20 protein-coding genes are annotated in these 18,699 nt (G+C 61.3%); 11 read left to right on the top strand and 9 right to left on the bottom strand.

Going from position 1 to position 18,699, the window contains the following annotated elements:
* The first annotated feature begins 51 nt into the window (after positions 1-51).
* The 3 genes from AACY44_RS00255 (at position 52) to AACY44_RS00265 (ending at position 3,701) form a co-directional block, all read left to right on the top strand.
* Positions 52-930 carry an SMP-30/gluconolactonase/LRE family protein gene (locus AACY44_RS00255; protein ID WP_339414922.1) on the top strand — a complete coding sequence of 293 codons (879 nt, stop codon included), beginning with the start codon at positions 52-54 and terminating at the stop codon, positions 928-930.
* Between the two features lie 73 nt (positions 931-1,003).
* Complete coding sequence (locus AACY44_RS00260) at positions 1,004-2,326, top strand: MFS transporter (RefSeq protein WP_339427833.1); 1,323 nt, start codon at positions 1,004-1,006, stop codon at positions 2,324-2,326.
* A gap of 55 nt (positions 2,327-2,381) precedes the next feature.
* A complete protein-coding gene (locus tag AACY44_RS00265) occupies positions 2,382-3,701 on the top strand; it encodes an MFS transporter (RefSeq protein ID WP_339414920.1) in 1,320 nt (439 codons plus the stop codon).
* Here AACY44_RS00265 and AACY44_RS00270 read toward each other — a convergent pair.
* Positions 3,679-3,858, bottom strand: a complete 180-nt coding sequence (locus AACY44_RS00270; RefSeq protein WP_339414919.1) for a hypothetical protein — start codon at positions 3,856-3,858, stop codon at positions 3,679-3,681. The two genes, AACY44_RS00265 and AACY44_RS00270, sit on opposite strands and share 23 nt — an antisense overlap.
* Positions 3,859-3,987: 129 nt before the next feature.
* Here AACY44_RS00270 and AACY44_RS00275 point away from each other — a divergent pair, with 129 nt between their 5' ends.
* Complete coding sequence (locus AACY44_RS00275) at positions 3,988-4,911, top strand: LysR substrate-binding domain-containing protein (protein ID WP_065874789.1); 924 nt, start codon at positions 3,988-3,990, stop codon at positions 4,909-4,911.
* Between the two features lie 49 nt (positions 4,912-4,960).
* Positions 4,961-5,323: a 5-carboxymethyl-2-hydroxymuconate Delta-isomerase gene (locus AACY44_RS00280; protein ID WP_339414918.1), complete on the top strand. Its 363-nt coding sequence runs from the start codon at positions 4,961-4,963 to the stop codon at positions 5,321-5,323.
* Positions 5,324-5,355: 32 nt separating this feature from the next.
* Here the strand turns inward: AACY44_RS00280 and AACY44_RS00285 are convergent, their stop codons facing one another.
* From AACY44_RS00285 to AACY44_RS00300, 4 genes are all read right to left on the bottom strand, one after another.
* The gene (locus AACY44_RS00285) at positions 5,356-6,291 is read right to left on the bottom strand and encodes a LysR family transcriptional regulator (protein ID WP_339414917.1); all 936 of its coding nucleotides are present in this window, start codon (positions 6,289-6,291) and stop codon (positions 5,356-5,358) included.
* Between the two features lie 137 nt (positions 6,292-6,428).
* Positions 6,429-7,616, bottom strand: a complete 1,188-nt coding sequence (locus AACY44_RS00290; protein ID WP_339438727.1) for a cyanate transporter — start codon at positions 7,614-7,616, stop codon at positions 6,429-6,431.
* Positions 7,617-7,779: 163 nt separating this feature from the next.
* Entirely contained in the window at positions 7,780-8,394 is a 615-nt protein-coding gene (locus AACY44_RS00295; protein WP_339529584.1) for an NAD(P)-dependent oxidoreductase, read from the bottom strand.
* Between the two features lie 34 nt (positions 8,395-8,428).
* Complete coding sequence (locus tag AACY44_RS00300) at positions 8,429-9,295, bottom strand: MBL fold metallo-hydrolase (RefSeq protein WP_339529586.1); 867 nt, start codon at positions 9,293-9,295, stop codon at positions 8,429-8,431.
* A gap of 104 nt (positions 9,296-9,399) precedes the next feature.
* On the opposite strand from AACY44_RS00300, the gene AACY44_RS00305 reads away from it, so the two are divergent.
* Together AACY44_RS00305 and AACY44_RS00310 are read left to right on the top strand one after the other, a co-directional pair.
* Positions 9,400-10,305, top strand: coding sequence for a LysR family transcriptional regulator (locus AACY44_RS00305; protein ID WP_339437272.1), 906 nt, complete (start codon positions 9,400-9,402; stop codon positions 10,303-10,305).
* A 100-nt stretch (positions 10,306-10,405) separates the two neighbouring features.
* Complete coding sequence (locus AACY44_RS00310; protein WP_339414912.1) at positions 10,406-10,582, top strand: hypothetical protein; 177 nt, start codon at positions 10,406-10,408, stop codon at positions 10,580-10,582.
* A gap of 34 nt (positions 10,583-10,616) precedes the next feature.
* Here the strand turns inward: AACY44_RS00310 and AACY44_RS00315 are convergent, their stop codons facing one another.
* Positions 10,617-11,495, bottom strand: coding sequence for a helix-turn-helix domain-containing protein (locus AACY44_RS00315; RefSeq protein ID WP_339414911.1), 879 nt, complete (start codon positions 11,493-11,495; stop codon positions 10,617-10,619).
* Positions 11,492-11,707 carry a hypothetical protein gene (locus AACY44_RS00320; RefSeq protein WP_339414910.1) on the bottom strand — a complete coding sequence of 72 codons (216 nt, stop codon included), beginning with the start codon at positions 11,705-11,707 and terminating at the stop codon, positions 11,492-11,494. Before AACY44_RS00320 ends, AACY44_RS00315 begins: the two co-directional genes overlap by 4 nt.
* Between AACY44_RS00320 and pobA the strand changes: the two genes are divergently transcribed.
* Positions 11,685-12,869, top strand: coding sequence for a 4-hydroxybenzoate 3-monooxygenase (gene pobA, locus AACY44_RS00325; RefSeq protein WP_339438740.1), 1,185 nt, complete (start codon positions 11,685-11,687; stop codon positions 12,867-12,869). The genes AACY44_RS00320 and pobA overlap by 23 nt on opposite strands.
* Positions 12,870-12,934: 65 nt before the next feature.
* A complete protein-coding gene (locus tag AACY44_RS00330) occupies positions 12,935-14,452 on the top strand; it encodes an MDR family MFS transporter (RefSeq protein ID WP_339437273.1) in 1,518 nt (505 codons plus the stop codon).
* Positions 14,453-14,584: 132 nt separating this feature from the next.
* On the opposite strand, the gene AACY44_RS00335 is transcribed toward AACY44_RS00330, so the two are convergent.
* Positions 14,585-15,424 (bottom strand): cache domain-containing protein, encoded by an 840-nt coding sequence (locus tag AACY44_RS00335; RefSeq protein ID WP_339414908.1) that lies wholly within the window; start codon positions 15,422-15,424, stop codon positions 14,585-14,587.
* Between the two features lie 40 nt (positions 15,425-15,464).
* The gene (locus tag AACY44_RS00340) at positions 15,465-16,235 is read right to left on the bottom strand and encodes a transporter substrate-binding domain-containing protein (protein WP_339414907.1); all 771 of its coding nucleotides are present in this window, start codon (positions 16,233-16,235) and stop codon (positions 15,465-15,467) included.
* 344 nt (positions 16,236-16,579) lie between these two features.
* Here AACY44_RS00340 and AACY44_RS00345 point away from each other — a divergent pair, with 344 nt between their 5' ends.
* Complete coding sequence (locus tag AACY44_RS00345; protein WP_339529589.1) at positions 16,580-17,950, top strand: glutamine synthetase family protein; 1,371 nt, start codon at positions 16,580-16,582, stop codon at positions 17,948-17,950.
* A gap of 102 nt (positions 17,951-18,052) precedes the next feature.
* Positions 18,053-18,652 (top strand): class I SAM-dependent methyltransferase, encoded by a 600-nt coding sequence (locus AACY44_RS00350; protein WP_339529591.1) that lies wholly within the window; start codon positions 18,053-18,055, stop codon positions 18,650-18,652.
* Positions 18,653-18,699: the final 47 nt, after the last annotated feature.

The following is an 18,699-nucleotide window of genomic DNA, read 5'->3' on the forward strand; positions in this document are numbered from 1 at the left end:
GCGGCAAAGCGCGGCCTGTATCCCGCACAACAACAATAAGGGGATCACACCATGCGTATCGAAGTGCTTGTCGACGTCAAGACCACCCTGGGCGAAGGCCCGGTGTGGGACGTCGAGCAACAACGTTTGTACTGGATCGACAGCGCCGACGGCCGCATCCTGCGCTGCACCGACGACGGCCGTGAATTGCGTGCCTGGGAGGTGGGCCAGAAAATCGGCTCCATGGCCCTGCGCCACAACGGTGAGAGTGCCATCGTCGCCCTGCAAAACGGCGTGCACACCCTCGACCTCAACAGCGGCGAGCTCAACCTGATCATCGACCCGGAACCGCAGTTGCCAAACAACCGCCTCAACGACGGTAAGGTCGACCGCCAGGGCCGCTTCATCTTCGGTTCGATGGACACGCTGGAGGACAGCGCCAGTGCCAAGCTCTACCGGCTCGATGCCGACCTGAGCCTGCACACCCTGGACGAAGGCATCATCGTGTCCAACGGCCCGTGCTGGAGCCCGTCGGGTGAAACCTTCTACTTCTGCGACACCTGGTCCGGCGATATCTGGGCTTACGACTACGACCTCACCACCGGCAACGTGAGCAACCGCCGCACCTTTGCCAACGTCGACACCCGCACGGGTGGCGCCGCCGATGGCTGCACCGTGGATGCCGAAGGCTGTCTGTGGCAAGCGCTGGTCTACGCCGGAAAACTGGTGCGCTACACCCCCGATGGCCAGGTCGACCGCATCATCCCGATGCCAGTGAAAAAGGTCACCAGCCTGACCTTCGGCGGGCCGAATCTCGACACCCTGTTTGTGACCTCCATGGCCAAGCCGCCGCTGCCGCGTTTCCCGGCAGACGGCCAGCAGCGCGGTGCGCTGTTCGCCATTACCGGGTTGGGCGTGCAAGGAATAGCTGAGCGAAGGTTCGCCAGCTAGCGCGTTTTTTCAATAAGGCATATTCCTTCGCAACCTTGTGTCAGTGCGCGCCTTCGCGCGCCTGGAGAGGCCCATGGCAACTATAAAAAAAGCGTCGCTGCGCAGCATTCACCGGCATTCCTGGGTGTCGCTGCTGGTCTGTTGGATGATCTGGATCCTCAACGCCTACGACCGTGAGATCGTGTTGCGCCTGGGGCCGACCATCTCCAAGCATTTCGATTTGTCCGCCGACCAATGGGGCACCGTGGCCACGGTGGTCATGCTCGCGCTGGCGCTGTTGGATATCCCCGGCTCCATGTGGAGCGACCGTTATGGCGGCGGCTGGAAACGTGCGCGCTTCCAAGTGCCGTTGGTGCTGGGTTACACCGCGATTTCGTTTCTGTCCGGCTTCAAAGCCTTGAGCGGTAACCTCGCGACCTTTATTGCCCTGCGCGTCGGCGTCAACCTCGGCGCCGGTTGGGGCGAGCCGGTCGGGGTGAGCAACACCGCCGAATGGTGGCCGGTGGAGCGTCGCGGGTTTGCTCTGGGCGCGCACCATACGGGCTACCCGATTGGCGCCATGCTCAGTGGCATTGTCGCGAGTTTTGTCATCACCGTGTTTGGTGAGGACAACTGGCGTTACGTGTTCTTCTTCGCCTTCGTGGTGGCGCTGCCGCTGATGATTTTCTGGGCGCGTTATTCGACGGCCGAGCGCATCACGGCGCTGTACGTCGACATCGCCGCCAAAGGCATGACCCCGCCCGACAGCGCACCGGCCAGCCAAGTCAAAGGCGAGGCCTGGCGTACGTTTATCGCCACCTTGCGCAACCGCAATATCGCCCTTACCGCCGGTAATACGATGCTCACGCAAGTGGTGTACATGGGCGTGAACATTGTACTGCCGGCCTACCTTTACAACATCGCCGGGCTGTCGCTGGCGGAGTCGGCGGGGATGAGCGTGGTGTTCACCCTCACCGGCATTCTCGGGCAGTTGGTGTGGCCGTCGCTGTCGGACATCATTGGCCGGCGCACCACCCTGATCATCTGCGGGCTGTGGATGGCGGCGAGTGTCGGTGCGTTCTACTTCGCCAATACGCTGACCTTGATCATCGTGGTGCAACTGCTGTTCGGCCTGGTGGCGAATGCGGTGTGGCCGATCTACTACGCCGTGGCCTGCGACTCTGCCGAGCCGTCTGCGACCTCCACCGCCAATGGCATCATCACCACTGCGATGTTTATCGGTGGCGGCCTGGCGCCGGTGCTGATGGGCAGCCTGATCGCCATGGGCGGCGGCTGGACCACGCTGCATGGCTACACCGTGTGCTTTTTCGTGATGGCCGGCTGCGCCCTCGGCGGCGCGCTGCTGCAGCTGTTTTCACATCGCCCGCCGGCGTTGGCTGTGCAACTCGACTCCTAGAACAACACTGATGCGCCCCCCAGCCCGGCTGGCGGGGCGCCAAGAGGAATTGCCGATGACTATCGCCATCCCCGCCCGCGAGCCGCAGGCGTTAAACAAACTGATGTTCGTCAAGCTGATGCCCTTGCTGATCATCGCCTACATTTTGAGCTTTCTGGACCGCACCAACATCGCCCTGGCCAAGCATCACCTGGATGTCGACCTGGGCATTTGCGCCGCTGCATACGGATTGGGCGCGGGGCTGTTTTTCCTGACCTATGCGCTGTCGGAAATCCCCAGCAACCTGATCATGCACAAGGTCGGCGCGCGGTTTTGGATCGCCCGGATCATGGTGACCTGGGGCCTGATCTCGGCGGCGATGGCCTTTGTGCAGGGCGAGACCTCGTTCTACGTGCTGCGCCTGTTGCTGGGCATTGCCGAAGCCGGTCTGTTTCCCGGTGTCATGCTCTACCTCACCTACTGGTTCAACCGTGAACAACGGGCGCGTGCCACCGGTTACTTCCTGCTCGGCGTGTGCTTCGCCAACATCATCGGCGGCCCGGTAGGCGCGGCGTTGATGCGCATGGACGGTCTGCTCGGCTGGCACGGCTGGCAGTGGATGTTCCTGCTGGAAGGTTTGCCGGCGGTGGCTTTTGCCTGGGTGGTCTGGCGCAAACTGCCGGACCGTCCGAGCAAGGCGCCGTGGCTGTCGGCCGAGGAAGCGCATGGGATCGAACAGCGCATCGCCCTGGAAACCGAAGAGGGCGCGGGCGAGGGCGGGCACTCGTTGAAAAACTGGCTGACCCCGCAAATTCTGCTGGCGATCTTTGTGTACTTTTGCCATCAGATCACCATCTACACGGTGATTTTTTTCCTGCCGAGCATCATCAGCAAGTACGGCGAACTGAGCACCATGAGCGTCGGCTTGCTGACCTCATTGCCCTGGATCGCGGCGGCTCTCGGCGCGGTATTGATTCCGCGTTTTGCCACCACGCCCGGGCGTTGCCGTCGCTTGTTAGTCACAGGGCTGTTGACCATGGCGTTGGGCCTGGGCATTGCCTCGATGTCGGGGCCGGTGTTCAGTTTGCTGGGCTTTTGCCTCTCGGCGGTGATGTTCTTTGTGGTGCAGTCGATCATCTTTTTGTACCCGGCCTCGCGCCTCAAAGGCGTTGCGCTGGCGGGCGGGCTGGGTTTCGTCAACGCCTGTGGGCTGTTGGGCGGGTTTGTCGGGCCGTCGGTGATGGGGGCGATCGAGATGAGCACCGGCAACGCGATGAACGGCTTGAAAGTGATTGCGGTGGTGTTGGTGATCGCGGCATTGGCAGCCTTGCGTTTACGTCAGGGCCAGGAGCAGGCGCCTGCGCCACAGGCAATCATGAAACCAGCAACGAAATAGGAAAGCCCGACGCCAGCACCCCATACGCCACCATCGCCGCCAGGCACAGGCCGACAAACACCCGCAGCAGTGTGCGGGCGGTGGGGTTGGCAATCAGCTGGATGACCCAGATACAAAACCCGGCCAATACAATGGCCGAGGCGAGAATGACCAGCACGGTAGTGTTCCTGCGACCTTGGAGAGCTGTTTTATAGCCGCAAAGCGGCTGGATGAACAGTGTGCACATAGACGCAGGCCCCCGCGCTTTCTAAACTGCGGCTTGTCTTGGGGAAAGGGGCAGGCGCCGATGAATCGCAATGAATTACGCAAGGCCGACATCAACCTGATGGTGGTGTTCGAAGCGCTGATGCTCGAGCGCAACGTGACGCGGGTGGCGGAGAAGCTGTTTCTCGGCCAGCCGACCATCAGCTCGGCCCTCAACCGCTTGCGCACCTTATTCAACGACCCACTGTTCATTCGTGTCGGCCACCGCATGGAGCCCACCGCGCGCGCCGAGGAAATCATCCAGCACCTGTCGCCGGCCCTGGATTCATTGTCATCGGCCCTGAGCCTGACCCACGATTTCGACCCGTCCATCAGCACCATGACCTTTCGCATCGGCCTGTCCGACGATGTCGAGTTCGGCCTGCTGCCACCGTTGCTACGCGCGTTGCGCCAGGAAGCGCCGCAAGTGGTGTTTGTGGTGCAGCATGTGGACTACTGGCGCATTCCGGACCTGCTGGCCTCTGGTGATATCACCGTCGGCATCACCCAGACCCGTGGCTTGCCGGCGAATGCCAAGCGCAAGCTGCTGCGCCATATCCGCCCGCGCTTGCTGCGCGCCGATGCCTCTGACACACCGCTGACCCTCGATGAATATTGCTCGCGGCCCCATGTGCTGGTGTCCCACACCGCCAACGTGTCGGGGTTTGCCGATGAATGGCTGGCGGAAATCGGCCGCAAACGCCACGTGGTGTTGTCGGTGCCGCAGTACAGCGCATTGCCGGCGTTGCTCGCCGGCACTGACCTGATCGCCAGCCTGCCGGACTACACCGCCGAAGCCATGGCGGTGTCGGGCCACCTGTTCTGTGAGCCGTTTCCGTTCGAGACGCCGACCCTGGATTTGTCGATGGTCTGGCTCAGTCATGTGGACACTGACCCGGCTGAACGCTGGGTGCGTTCGCGGCTTGAGGCCTTCATGAGTGATCGAGGGTTGGCGACCCAGGCCTGACTCGCATGGTATACCTGCGAAACATCCTACAATAAATTTGGAGCCCTTCATGCCACACCTGCACCTGGAATACACCGCCAACCTGACAGGCCTTGCCGTCGAGAAAGTCCTGTTGCGGCTCAACAACGTGCTGATGGTCTCCGGCCAGTTCGGTTCCGAGTTCGATATCAAAAGCCGTGCGGTCAAGGTCGAGAGTTTCCAGGTAGGCACTTCCCTCGATCCGCGTGGGTTTGTCGCATTGAAGCTTTCGCTGCTCAGCGGGCGGTCACCACAGGTCAAGAAGCAGTTGTCGGAAAGCTTGCTGGCGGCGTTGCAGGACGCGAGCGACTGGCCTGCGGATATACAGGTTCAACTGAGTGTCCTGTTGGTGGACATGGACCGCGATGCCTACAGCAAAGCCGTCATCGGCTGACACCGCAACGATGCCACCGGCGTAGGGTCCTTTCACAGCAAGCCCTGGTCCGCGCAGACTTTTACAACCTGCTCACGAAACCAGGTATTGGCACTGTCCTGTTCACTGGTTTCATTCCACTGCATCTCCAGCGTGAACCCCGGCAAACCGTTGGGCGCCTCGCAATGGCCGAACACCGCCGCAGGCGCCAACAGCTTTTGCACGCGGCGCGGCAGGGTGACGATAAAGTCGGTGCCGGTGATCATCTTCAGCGCCGCACTGTAGCTGTTGGCGCGGGCGATCACTTGGCGCTTGTGGGCCTGGCGCGCCAGCCAGCCGTCGATCATGTTGGTGTCGGAGGTCCACGGCGTGGGGAACACATGCCGTCGCTCGACAAAGGTTTGTAGGCTGAAGGCCGGTTCGCGCGGCGCTGAGCGTTTATCGAACACGCACACCAGGTCGTCTTCGAGCAGCATCTGCGTGCGGAAGTCTCTATGGGCGCGGTGGAAGTTGGGGCCGAAACAGATCACCAGATCGAGACGGCCATCGCGCAGGTCGTCGGCGGGGATGTCGGTTTCCAGCTTCTGTACATTGACGATCACCGGCAGGTCGGCGCGGTCGAAGTGCTTCAACAGGCGCGGCAGGATCAACTGTTCGAAATATTCCGGCGCGCACACGTTGAACGTCACGGCCTTTTGCGTCGGGTCGAAAGCCTGGCCACCGGCGTGGCACAGGTTGATGCACTCGAGAATTTTCTGCACATGGCCGTACATGGTGGTGGCCTTGTACGTCGGGCGCATGCCCGCTCGTGTGTTGATAAACAACTCGTCTTCGAAACTGGTGCGCAGCTTCTTCAGGCTGTAGCTCACGGTGGACTGGCTGACAAACAGCGTTTCGGACACCTCGGTAACGCTGCTCTGGTCATAGACGGCGATAAATACCATCAAGTCCTGCATGTCGAGCTTTCTGAGCAAGTTACTGTTTAACATCGGTTTCGTCCGTAAACCCGTTGTACCGAACTCAGTACAAGACAACGCAAAAGCTTAACGGAACGAGCGTGCCATTAGAAAGCTCTGTAGGGCGTTTCTATGTTTGGCGTGAGACAAATACTGTTTGCAACACGACTTCAGTGGATATGGTGTGCGTAGTGTTTTGGGTTAAAGCGCGTGACGATCAGCAGCATCACTACGATCACCGCCGTCAGCGACCACCAGGCCCATTCGAAGCTGCCCAGTTGATCGCGGATCATCCCCGCGATCAGCGGCGACAGCCCGGCTATCAAGTAGCCGATACCTTGCACAAACGCCGTGAGGCCACCGGCGCGGCGCGGGTTGTCCAAGTGGTCGAGGGACAGGATCAAGCTCATCGGGAACAGCCCGCCAATGCCCAGGCCGAGCAGGCAGGGCCACAGCAGGCTCAGGTATTGCGGGCTGAGAATCAACCCGCAGAAACCGAGGATGATCAGCACCAGCAGCACCGCAACCACACCGCGTTTATCCCGGCGACGGTTGGCGATGGCGGGGGTGATCAAGCCGGACACCACTTCCATTGCCGTCAAAAAGCCTAGCAGCAAACCGGCGTTCTGTTCGCTCCAGCCTTGCTCCACGTAGTACGGCGCCAGCCAGGCGAGTACGCAGGTGTAGGACGCAGTACCAAGGCCGAAAAAGACGGCCAGCAACCAGGCCCGGCCGTTACCGAAAAACGATGCCTGTGGGCCGGCATTGGCTTGCGGCAACGGCGGCAGCACCGAGCGCTGCGCAACCCAGAACGCCAGCGCCAGTACCGCGAGCACTGCCCAGATTGCCAGGCCAATGCGCCAACTGCCGGTCTGCACTTGCACGAAGGGCGCGAACGACGCCGCCAGCGCAGCGCCCCCCATGATCGCGGTGACGTACAGGCCCATGAACAGCGAGACGTTATCGCTGAATCGCGACTTGATCAGCGCCGGCATCAATGCCTGGATCATCGCAATGCCCACCCCGGCCGCGATGGCGCTGACGATCAGCTCCAGCGCCGAATCGAGGAACAACCGCGACAGCGTAGCGATGCCAATCACCAGCAGCGACAGCCCAATGCTGCGGTGTTCGCCAAAACGCTTTGCCAGGCCCATGCCAAAGAACATCGCCAAGCCCATGGCCATCACCGGCAACATGGTCAGCAACGCAGCGCTGCTGAAACTCAACGGCACGTCGCCGCGAATCGATGACAACAGTGGGCCCACGGCGGCCATTGATGGGCGCAGGTTGAGGGCGACCAGCACGACACTGATCATCAGCCAGAGGGCGGTGGTGGGTTTGGTGTGAACGGTTTCCATGGGCGGGCCTTGAGTGAGCAAGGGCGAATCAGGCCATGGAGGGGAGGCATGGGGCAAATGAGAAAGTCGCAGTGTCTATTGAAAAATTGCAGCTGACTGATTCTCCGTTGATCAACATGTGGGAGCAGGCAAGCCAGCGCCCACAGTTTTTAACCGCGTTGGGTCAGTAGCCCACGGTGAAACGCTGGCGGGAGTGCTTTGGTGATTCCACTTCGTCGATAAGGGCAATCGCGTAATCAGCAAAACTGATCCAACTACGCCCTTCACGGCTCACCAACAAATCGTCCTTGCCTACACGGAATTTACCGGTGCGTTCGGTCTCAACAAACTCCGCCGAGGGCGACAGGAAGGTCCAATCCAGTTCCTTCTCCTGACGCAGCGCATCGAGAAACGCAGCCCCCGCGCTGGCCTCGGCTTTGTACTCTGCCGGGAAGCCTTCGCTGTCGATCACCCGACCGCCACCCGGCAGCAACAGCGAACCGGCACCGCCCACCACCAGCAGGCGTTTCACCCCGGCTTTTTTCACCGGCCCGATCACGGCGCTGGCGGGCAGGGTGGCGAAGTGTGCGGCGCTGATCACCACATCGCTGCCGCTGACAGCGTGTGGCAGGGCATCTGCGTCCAGTGCGTCAACCTGTTTGATGGTGACGCCAGGGCGAATGGCCAGCTTGTCGGTATTACGTGCGATGGCTACAACGCTATGCCCACGGCGCAGCGCTTCTTCCAGCAGTTGGCTACCGGCACGGCCAGTGGCCCCAATGATTGCAATCTTGCTCATGACGTTCTCCAGGACGGTTAAGGTTTGAAACGCTTCACCACTTCATTTCGCCCTTGGCGACTTTGGCGCTCAGCGCCAGCGAGCTTTCGTCGGCGAGGGTCGGGAAACGTTTTTTCATGGCCGCGATCAGGGCAGCGGAATCCTTGGCTTTGGCGGTCTCGACGTCAAAGGCCTTGATGTAGTCGGCGGTAAAGGCCACCGATTTCAGCGACGGTGTGCCCAGGTAATGGCCTGGAACCACGGTGCGAGGTTTGAGCTGTTCGATGCGTTGCAGGGTGGCGAGCCAATCTTTGTGGGATTGCGCGCTCTGGGTGTCGGCCATCCACAGGTGGATGTTTTCAGCGACGACCACACCACCGACCACGGCTTTGATCGACGGGATCCACACAAAGCTGCGATCCGGCTGCGGGCCATCCAGACCGATGACATCCAGTTGTTGGCCTTCGAGGGTCAAGCTGTGGCCTTCAAGCACCTGCGGGACGATGGTTTTGGCCGGCTTGTCGGCGCCCATTTTCGGGCCCCAGAACTCAAGCTTTCCGGCAACGGTCGCCTTGATGTGGTCGACCACCGGTTGCGGTGCAAGCACCTTGGCGTCGGGGAACGCGGCGGTGAGGGTGTCGAGGCCGAAGTAGTAGTCCGGATCGCCATGGCTGATGTAGATGGTGGTGAGGTGTTTGCCGCTGGCGCGGATCTTTTGCACCAACTGCTCGGCCTGGCCCTTGCCGAATTGCGCGTCCACCAGGATGGCGTCCTTGGCACCGCTGACCAGCACCGAGCTGACCGGGAAGATCGCGGCTTCGCCTGGGTTGTACACGTCCAGCGTCAGGTCGGCCGCAGCCGCATGGGCGGCGAAGGCCAAGGCAGCGGTGGCCAGGGTCAGGCGCTTGAAGGTTGAGAACATCGGACAGCTCCAGCATGGGTAAGGGATGCACAGAGCTTAGTTGCACAAAACCAGACTAAAAATGCGATGCTGGGACATAGTTTGTTTCTAAAATCGGGCAGATCATGGATCGTCTTCAAGCAATGCGCGTGTTTGTCACGGTGGTGGACCTGGGTAGCCAGTCCGCCGCCGCCGACCATTTGGACCTGTCGCGGCCGGTGGTGTCGCGCTACCTGGCCGAGCTGGAAGACTGGGTCGGCGCACGTTTGCTGCACCGCACCACGCGCAAGCTCAGCCTCACGGCGGCCGGCAGTGAAACCCTGCCGCGCTGTCGGCAAATGCTGGAACTGAGCGGCGATATGCAGGCCGCTGTCAGCGAGCCCGACGACGCGCCCCGCGGCCTGCTGCGCCTGAGTGTGAGTACGTCTTTCGGCCAGGCGCAATTGGCGCAGGCCATCGCCGAGTACGTCAAGCGCTACCCGCTGGTGACGGTTGACCTGCAGATGCTCGACCGCACGGTGAACCTGGTGGATGAGCGTATCGACCTGGCCATCCGCACCAGCAATGACCTGGACCCCAACCTTATCGCCCGGCGGCTGACGGTGTGTCGCTCAGTGGTCTGCGCCACGCCGGCTTATCTGCTGGAGCATCCGGCCCCGCAGAAAGTCGAAGACCTGGCCGGGCACAACTGCCTCACCCACTCTTATTTCGGTAAAAGCCTGTGGCATTTCGAAGAGCGTGGCGAGCACGTTTCGGTGCCCATCAACGGCAATATCACTTCCAACGAGGCCAGCACCTTGTTGCGCGTGACGCTGGCCGGGGCAGGGGTGTCGATGCTGCCCAGTTACCAGGCCGGCGACTACATCCGCCGCGGTGAACTGGTACGCCTGCTGCCCGATGCAGAGCCTCGCCGGATGAACATTTACGCGGTATACGCCTCGCGCAAGCACATGCCATCGGCGCTGCGCAGCCTGTTGGATTTCCTGGTGGTGCGGTTCCCGGAAGAGCCCGCATGGGATGCGGGTCTCTAGGTCGACATAAGCGTGTTGAATGTCGCCTGATAATGGCAACTCGCGCGCGTTGACCTATGCTTTGGATAGCACCCTGTAGATCCGCTCAGAGGTCTGTGCCATGAGTATTAAAACCAGAAAATACCTGATGATTTTCAGCCTGTGCGCACTCGCCAGCGCGCTGTACGGGGCTGCCGCCTACCGTGTGGAGCAAACGCGTCTGCAGCCGACCTTTGCGATCAGTTGCCATCAGGACCAATGTGTTCCGCGTACCGGCAGTTTCAGTGCCTTGCGCTAAAACCGCCCGCTCCCACAAAAGCCCGCGCTTACATTCAGCTTTGCGGCGCCTCGGCCTTCAGCTGTTCGCGAAACGCCTTGGGCGAAAACCCGACCCGTCGGCGAAACAGCCGTGAGAAGTTGGTCGGGTCGGAAAAGCCCAACACCTCCGACATTTCATTAATGGTCATGCTGGTGTAAGTCAGCAGACGCTTGGCTTCCAGCAACTGGCGGTCATGCATGATCTGCAGCGCAGGCTGCCCACCCAACTCCCGACATGTTCCGTTCAGGTGTGAGACCGAGATCCCCAGCTTGTGGGCCAGGTCCTCGATCTTCGGGTGTTCGCGGTAATGCTGCTCGACCAGTTGGGTAAAGCGCCGGAAGTATTCACGCCCCCTGGGCGCCCGAGGGTGGCGATGCTGGATGGCCTGGCGGCTGATCCACACCAGCAGCACGCTGACCAGCGCATGCATCATCATGTCTCGCGCTGGCTGGTCGTCGGCGTATTCATCCTGCAGACGGGCAAACTGACTGTTCAGGTAATCACTGTCTTTGCCTGCCGGGTAACTGCCCAATGCCTGCAAGCCGTCTACCGTTGCGCCCAGCTGTGCTTGCAGATGGCTGACCAGCGGCGCTGCGAGCGTCACGACATAGCCTTCAACATCCTCGGGAAAGCGAAACCCGTGCACGCACAACGGCGGCAATACCTGCAGGGTCGCTTCATTCAAGGTGGTGCGCTGGCCTTCGATTTCCAGCTGTGCCTGGCCTTTGTGCACGTAGAGCAGTTGGCACAGATCCGCGTGCCGGTGGGGTTGGATTTCCCACTGGTATTCCCGACTGCGCCGGGAAATGGTTTCACAGTGCAACAAATCGGGGGTCGGCCATTGCTGGTCTTCCCCGTAAAGCTTGAAGACCGGAATCGCGGTTTTGGTCATGGTTTCAATCCGATACGCAGGACAGTGGTGCGGTAATCGCCCCAATTGGCAAAAAGCGCAGGCTTTGGCTCAGTTTTCACCTTCTTATGCTGCTCGCTCAAGTGAAAAATGTCAGCAACAAGACCAATGACAACTCTTTCACCCTGTCCGTTCGGGTGGAACTTGCGGGCCATAAAAATAATGAAAACGCTGAAAACCCAAGTCGCCATCATCGGCGCCGGTCCCTCTGGACTGCTGCTCGGTCAACTGCTGCACAATGCGGGTATCGAGACCCTTATCCTAGAGCGCCAGAGCGCCGATTACGTGCAAGGGCGCATTCGTGCCGGGGTGCTGGAGCAAGGCATGGTCGACCTGTTGAGGCAGGCCGGCGTCAGCCAGCGAATGGACAGCGAAGGCCAGGTGCATAACGGATTCGAGCTGGCGCTGAACGGCCAGCTCACCCATATCGACCTCAAGGGCTTGACCGGCGGCCAGTCGGTGATGATCTACGGCCAGACCGAAGTCACCCGCGACCTGATGGCCGCGCGTGCCGCCGCTGGCGCCACCACTTTTTATGAAGCCCATAACGTGCAGCCCCACGGCCTTAAAAGTGATCGACCCTGGCTGACGTTTGAGCACCAGGGTGAGGCGTTTCGCCTGGAGTGCGACTACATTGCCGGTTGCGACGGTTACCACGGCGTTGCGCGCCAATCGATCCCGGCCGAATCGCTCAAGGTCTTCGAGCGGGTCTACCCCTTCGGCTGGCTGGGTATCCTGGCCGACACGCCGCCCGTGCACGCTGAGCTGGTGTACGCCAAGCACGCGCGCGGCTTTGCCTTGTGCAGCATGCGCTCGTCGACCCGCAGCCGCTATTACCTGCAAGTGCCGCTGGAAGAACCTATTGATGAATGGCCTGACGCACGCTTCTGGGACGAGCTGAAAACCCGCCTGCCCAGCCACCTCGCCGAGAACCTGGTGACCGGTCCGTCGATCGAAAAAAGCATCGCGCCGCTGCGCAGTTTCGTGGTGGAACCGATGCAGTACGGCCGCCTGTTCCTGCTGGGTGACGCGGCGCATATCGTGCCGCCCACCGGCGCCAAGGGCTTGAACCTGGCGGCGAGTGACGTGAGCACACTGTATCGGATTCTGCTCAAGGTCTACGGCGAGGGGCGCGTGGACTTGCTGGAACGCTATTCCGCCATCTGCCTGCGGCGGGTGTGGAAGGCCGAGCGGTTTTCCTGGTGGATGACCTCGATGTTGCATCAATTTCCCGAGGCGGACGGTTTCAGCCAGCGCATTGCTGAGAGTGAGCTTGAGTACTTCATCCACTCCGAGGCGGGGCGCAAAACCATCGCAGAAAATTACGTCGGACTTCCTTACGAAGCTATCGAGTAGCCTGCTATCGTATCGAGCATTCCCGCGGGCCGACTTTCCCGCGGGCCCTGCTCGAAGGTCTTGCCGTGACGCACCTCAATCAGCCCGCTCCGCCGCTTCCCGCTGTGCGCAGTATCCTCGCCTCACTGATGATGGCGATCTTCCTGGGTGCCCTGGACCAGACCATTGTCGCAGTGTCCATGCCGGCCATTTCGGCGCAGTTCCACGACGTCAACCTGCTGGCCTGGGTGATTTCCGGCTACATGGTGGCGATGACCGTGGCCGTGCCGATCTACGGCAAGCTCGGCGACCTGTATGGGCGCCGGCCGATGATGCTGATCGGCATGGGCCTGTTCACCCTGGCCTCGCTGTTCTGCGGCATGGCGCAAAGCATGGAGCAACTGGTGCTGGCGCGGATCCTCCAGGGCATCGGCGCCGGCGGCATGATTTCGGTGAGCCAGGCGATCATTGGCGACATCATCCCGCCCCGTGAACGCGGACGCTACCAAGGCTATTTCAGCAGTATGTACGCGGTGGCCAGCGTGGCCGGGCCGGTCCTCGGCGGCTACATGACCGAGTACTTGTCGTGGCGCTGGGTATTTTTGATCAACCTGCCATTGGGCGCCGGCGCCTGGTACGTGGCCCATCGCACCCTGGTGGGGCTGCCGGTGCCGCAGCGCAAGCCGATCATCGATTACCTCGGCACTGTGCTGATGATCGTCGGCCTGACCGCGTTGCTGCTGGGCATCACCGAAATCGGCCAGGGCCATCATTGGCGTGACAATGAAGTGCTGGGCCTGCTGGCGTGTGCGCTGCTGGCGTTGAGCCTGTTTGTCTGGCACGAACGCCGTGCGCGGGAGCCGTTGTTGCCGATGCATTTGTTCGCCAACCGCAGCGCGGTGTTGTGCTGGTGCACGATTTTCTTCACCAGCTTCCAGGCGATTTCCCTGACGGTGCTGATGCCGCTGCGTTATCAGACGGTGACCGGCTCAGGTGCCGACAGCGCCGCCCTGCACCTGCTGCCGCTGGCAATGGGCTTGCCGATGGGCGCCTATTTTGCCGGGCGCATGACCTCGGTGACCGGGCGTTATAAACCGATGATCCTCAGCGGCGCGCTGTTGAGCCCCTTTGCGATTCTCGGCATGGCCTTGAGCGCGCCTCAGGCGGTGGGGCTGACAGCCGTGTTTATGCTGCTGTGCGGGATCGCGGCCGGCATGCAATTTCCCACCTCGCTGGTGGGCACGCAAAACTCGGTGGAACAACGCGATATCGGCGTCGCTACCAGCACCACCAACCTGTTCCGTTCCCTCGGTGGGGCAGTGGGGGTGGCGTGCATGTCGGCGCTGTTGCTGGCGCTGTTGCAGGATTCCAGCTTCGCCCACCTGGCCAGCGGCGCGCTGGCCGTTGAAGGTAGCTCCGGTAATGTGTTGCTTGATGGCCTCAACGCGGCTCCCGGCCCGGCGCAGGACGCCTTGCGCGGGGAATTGGCGGTGACGTTCCGGCATTTGCTGATGGTGAGTGCGGCGGTGTCGTTGTTGGGCTTGGCGGCGGCGATTGCGATGCCCAACCGCGTGCTGCGCGGTCGCGAAGACAAGGCAAAATAACCGGCATGATGCAGTTCAAAATGTGGGAGCTGGCTTGCCTGCGATAGCGGTGGTTCAGCTTGCACAGCTGTTACTGATACACCGCTATCGCAGGCAAGCCAGCTCCCACAGGAGATTGCATTTCAAGTCCAATCAGGGGCTGTAGTAACCCACCGCCACCATGAAATGTCCCGCCTTGCGCACATACGCATGCTTGTTCTCGACCTTGCCGGTCACCGGGTTTTTCCAGCGGTATGTGTATTCACCCTGGTCCTGCTCGGCCATCAGCTTGAGGATCGGCTCGCCCACCGGCTTGCCGTCGGGGTCCTTGATCTTGCTGAAGTCGGTGTTGATCAGCCGCAGGGTGGTGCCGTGGGCCACGTAGCGTCGGGTATTGAGGTCGACGACAAACACGTAGAGGTCATCCTGCAAGAAGCCGCCTTGCAAGGAGTTGATCGCCTTGAGCGTGCCCGACTCATCCTTGAGCAATGCGTTCACCGCCTTGTTGCGCAGGGCGCGTGCCTGTTCCGGTGTGGCCCGCGGCAAGTAATAACCCACGGCCAGGATGCGTTCGCCCACGCGCTGGTAGAACACGTGCTTGTGCTCGACCTTGCCATCGTTCCAGTTCTGCCAGCGGTAATCGGCCTGCTGGATGCCCTGGCCTTCCGGCACCTTCAGCGCGTCTTTAAATGACTGGCGCAGATCCGGTCCCAGTACGTCGGACACATCGCGTCCGATCAAGGCGGAGGAGGGCCCGCCACTGGCCAGCAGCACGCCCTGGGTATCGACCACGAACACATAGCGATCCTGATCAATAAACTCCCCCTGGCGACTGAACGCAGCAAAGGCCTTGTCGCCGTTGCTCTGGTAGTAGGCCAAGGCTTTCTCCAGCAGCGCCTTGGCCGCCTGCGCATCCTCATCCTGAGCCGTCGCGGCATGCGCCTGGCTGAAACACAACAACAGCAGCCAGGTGATTCGAAGCAATCGCGTCATAACCTATCCCTCGTTTTTATTGATGTGACAAGAGCGTAGCTCAGGGCGCCGCCAGCCATTGACTGACGATGCCGTCATACACCCCGGTGGCCACGCTCAGGTGCAACCATTGGTCGACATAGCTTTTCCATGCCACATCGTCGCGGGGCAGCATGAAGGCTTTTTCGCTGTACTGCATCTGCCGCTCAGGGTTGACCGCGCACAGCCCTGGCTTGAGCTTTTGCTGGTAACGCGCTTCGCTGGCGTCGGTGATCATCACGTCGGCCTTGCCCGCCAGCAGTTCGTCGAAGATGGTCACGTTGTCATGCAAGCGGATTTGCGCCTGGCCCAAGTGGGCGCGCGCGAATATTTCGTTGGTGCCGCCGGCGGGCTCGATCACGCGGACCTGCGGTTGGTTGATCTGCTCGACGGTCTGATAACGCTGCACATCGGCGCAGCGCACCAGCGGGATCTTGCCGTCGACGCCGAGGGCCTGGCTGAAGAAAGCTTTTTTCTGGCGCTCCAGCGACACCGAAATGCCGCCCACGGCAATATCGCAGCGTTGGGCGAGGAAGTCCGGCATCAGGGTTTTCCAGGTGGTGGGCACCCATTGGATGTTGGCGTTGAGGCTCTTGGCCAGGGACTCGGCCATGGCGATGTCGATGCCTTCGTAGCTGCCATCGGCGCGCAGGGAGGTGTAGGGCTTGTAGTCGCCGGTGGTGCAGACGCTGAGCGTGCCGCGTTGGAGCACCTGGTCTAGACGCGAAGGGGCGACGTCGGCCAGGGCGCTGGTGGCCATACCTAATACACACAGGGCAAAAAGAGCTTTCATGCGGTCGAGTCCTTGGGGCATGGTCTTGGGCGGTCATTATTTCCAGCGTTGGGCAGTGTGGCAAGGCGCTGCGAATGTTTAGCCAAGTCGCAACCAAACTCCATCAACCCTGAATTTACCCACCTGTGCAGGCGTGTGAGGCTGGCCGCTATCTTCAGCACTGTGATCCCTGCATGGACGGCTCTCTCGACACCCACCCCGCGACACTGCCGTCCGATCTCGCGTTCTGGGCCTTGTTCCACTGCCGTCACGCACGCCCACCAGATACCTCATTCCTACGTTGATCCGTCCCTTGGATGGCGTGCACCTGCGCGTCTGCTTTACACAAACGTATGAGAATGCCCATGAGTGTGTTTGCCTGCCTGAACGAAGCCCAGTCTTACCTCGAACACAACCCGGACATCGAAATGTTCGAGCTGTTTATCCTCGACAACAATGGTGTGCCACGCGGCAAATTGCTGCACCGCGATGAACTGCTGGCGGTGTACGAGAGCGGCCGGCCCTTGCCCAGCACTATCCTGGGCCTGACCATCAATGGCGACGACGTGGAAAACTCCGGGCTGGTGTGGGAGGTGGGCGATATCGACTGCCGCGCCTACCCGATCAGCGGCAGTTTGCATCGCATGCCGTGGCGTCTGATCCCGACGGCGGCGGTGCAGGTCAGCATGCACCCCACCGAAGGTCTGCCCGCCACCGTGGCTGATCCCCGGCATTTGCTGGCCAAAGTGATCGACGGGCTCAAGGCCGATGGTTATTACCCCGTGATTGCGGCGGAGTTGGAGTTTTACCTGCTTGACCAAAAAACCGACAGCAATGGCCGGCCACAACCGGCGCGGGATGTGGATGGCGGGCGCCCGCGTTCGACCCAGGTCTACGGCCTGCGCGAGCTGGAACAGATCGAGCCGTTCCTCGCCGACCTCTACAGCGCCTGTAAACTGCAAGGCATCCCGGCGCGCACGGCGATTTCCGAATACGCCCCCGGTCAAGTGGAAATCACCCTGGAACACCGTACCGACGCCCTGCAAGCCATGGATGAAGCGGTGCGCTATAAACGCTTGGTCAAGGGCGTGGCGCACAAACACGGGATGACCGCCTGCTTCATGGCCAAGCCGTTCGATGACTTGGCTGGCACTGGCATGCACATGCACGTGAGCCTGGCGGACGCCGCGGGCAATAACCTGTTCGCCAGCGAAGCCACTGACGGCACGCCGCTGCTGCGCCACGCGGTGGGTGGCATGCTCAGCACCTTGATCGATTCGCTGTTGCTGTTCTGCCCCAATGCCAACTCTTACCGTCGCTTCCAAACCAACAGCTACGCGCCGCTGGCCGCCACTTGGGGCGTGGACAACCGCACCGTCAGCCTGCGCGTGCCTGGTGGGCCGGCCAACTCCCGGCATATCGAACACCGCATCTGCGGCGCCGACGCCAACCCTTACCTGGCGGCTGCCGCAATCCTGGCCGGCATTCACCGTGGCATCCGTGAACAGCGCGACCCCGGCCCTCCGGTGGAGGGCAACGGTTACGCCCAGGCCAAGGAGCTGCTGCCGACCGACTGGCTTACCACTCTGCGCGCGCTGGAAGGTTCAAGCTGGGCGCGGGAGGCATTTGGCAGTGAATTCCTCGGCGTGTACCTGGCGGTAAAACGCGCTGAGTATCGCCAGTTCATGGGCGAGGTAGGGGAGCAGGATTGGCGCTGGTATTTGCATCAGGCGTGAGCCGGTGAAAGGGCGGTGGCGGCTTCGACCTTTTTTTCACGTTGTGGTGTTTAAGCTGCCAATCAAGGTCGTTCACTACTGTTCTACTTACATGAGCTCGCGATGCCGTCACCACCACCATCCTCCATCGAGATCGAATACGCCGAGCGCTGTGACCGTGAGCACGCTCGGGTTTGCGGCGATACGCGCCCGCCGGGACTGCGGCGGCGCCTGGCGTCATGGCGCGACGAGTGGCTGGTGCGCCAGGCGTTGAAGGTCGCCGGTGAACCTGGGCTGGTGCTCGATCTGGCCTGCGGTTCCGGGCGTTTCTGGCCGGTGTTGGCCGAACACGTCAACCGGGTGATCCTGGCAGCGGACAATTCCCAGGACATGCTCGACCACGCACGCAGTCACCACCCGGCGTCCTTGCTCAAACGAGTCAAGACGTTTCAGGGCTCGGCATTTTCAATCGGCTTGTCGGCGAATGCAGTGGACTGCATTTTCTGCCTGGAGTTGTTTCGCCATGTCCCCAGCAGTGAAGGGCGCTTGGCGTTACTGCGCGAATTTCACCGGGTCAGCCGCGACACGGTGATCGTTTCTGTCAATTCTCGTACCGCCGTAGAGGACGAGTTTCGGCAGGCCGGCTTCAAGGTCCTGAATCATCAGGAATTCATGCCAGGCTCAAGCGTGTGGCGGGTTTACGTACTGCGTAAGAGAGGATAAGTCCCGCCTGTCGGACTATTCTTCAAGTCTTGCCTGAGTTTTCATGG

Origin of the sequence: Pseudomonas sp. RA_15y_Pfl1_P11 (assembly GCF_963970975.1) — a bacterium.
In the GTDB taxonomy this organism is placed as follows: Bacteria; Pseudomonadota; Gammaproteobacteria; order Pseudomonadales; family Pseudomonadaceae; genus Aquipseudomonas; species Aquipseudomonas tritici.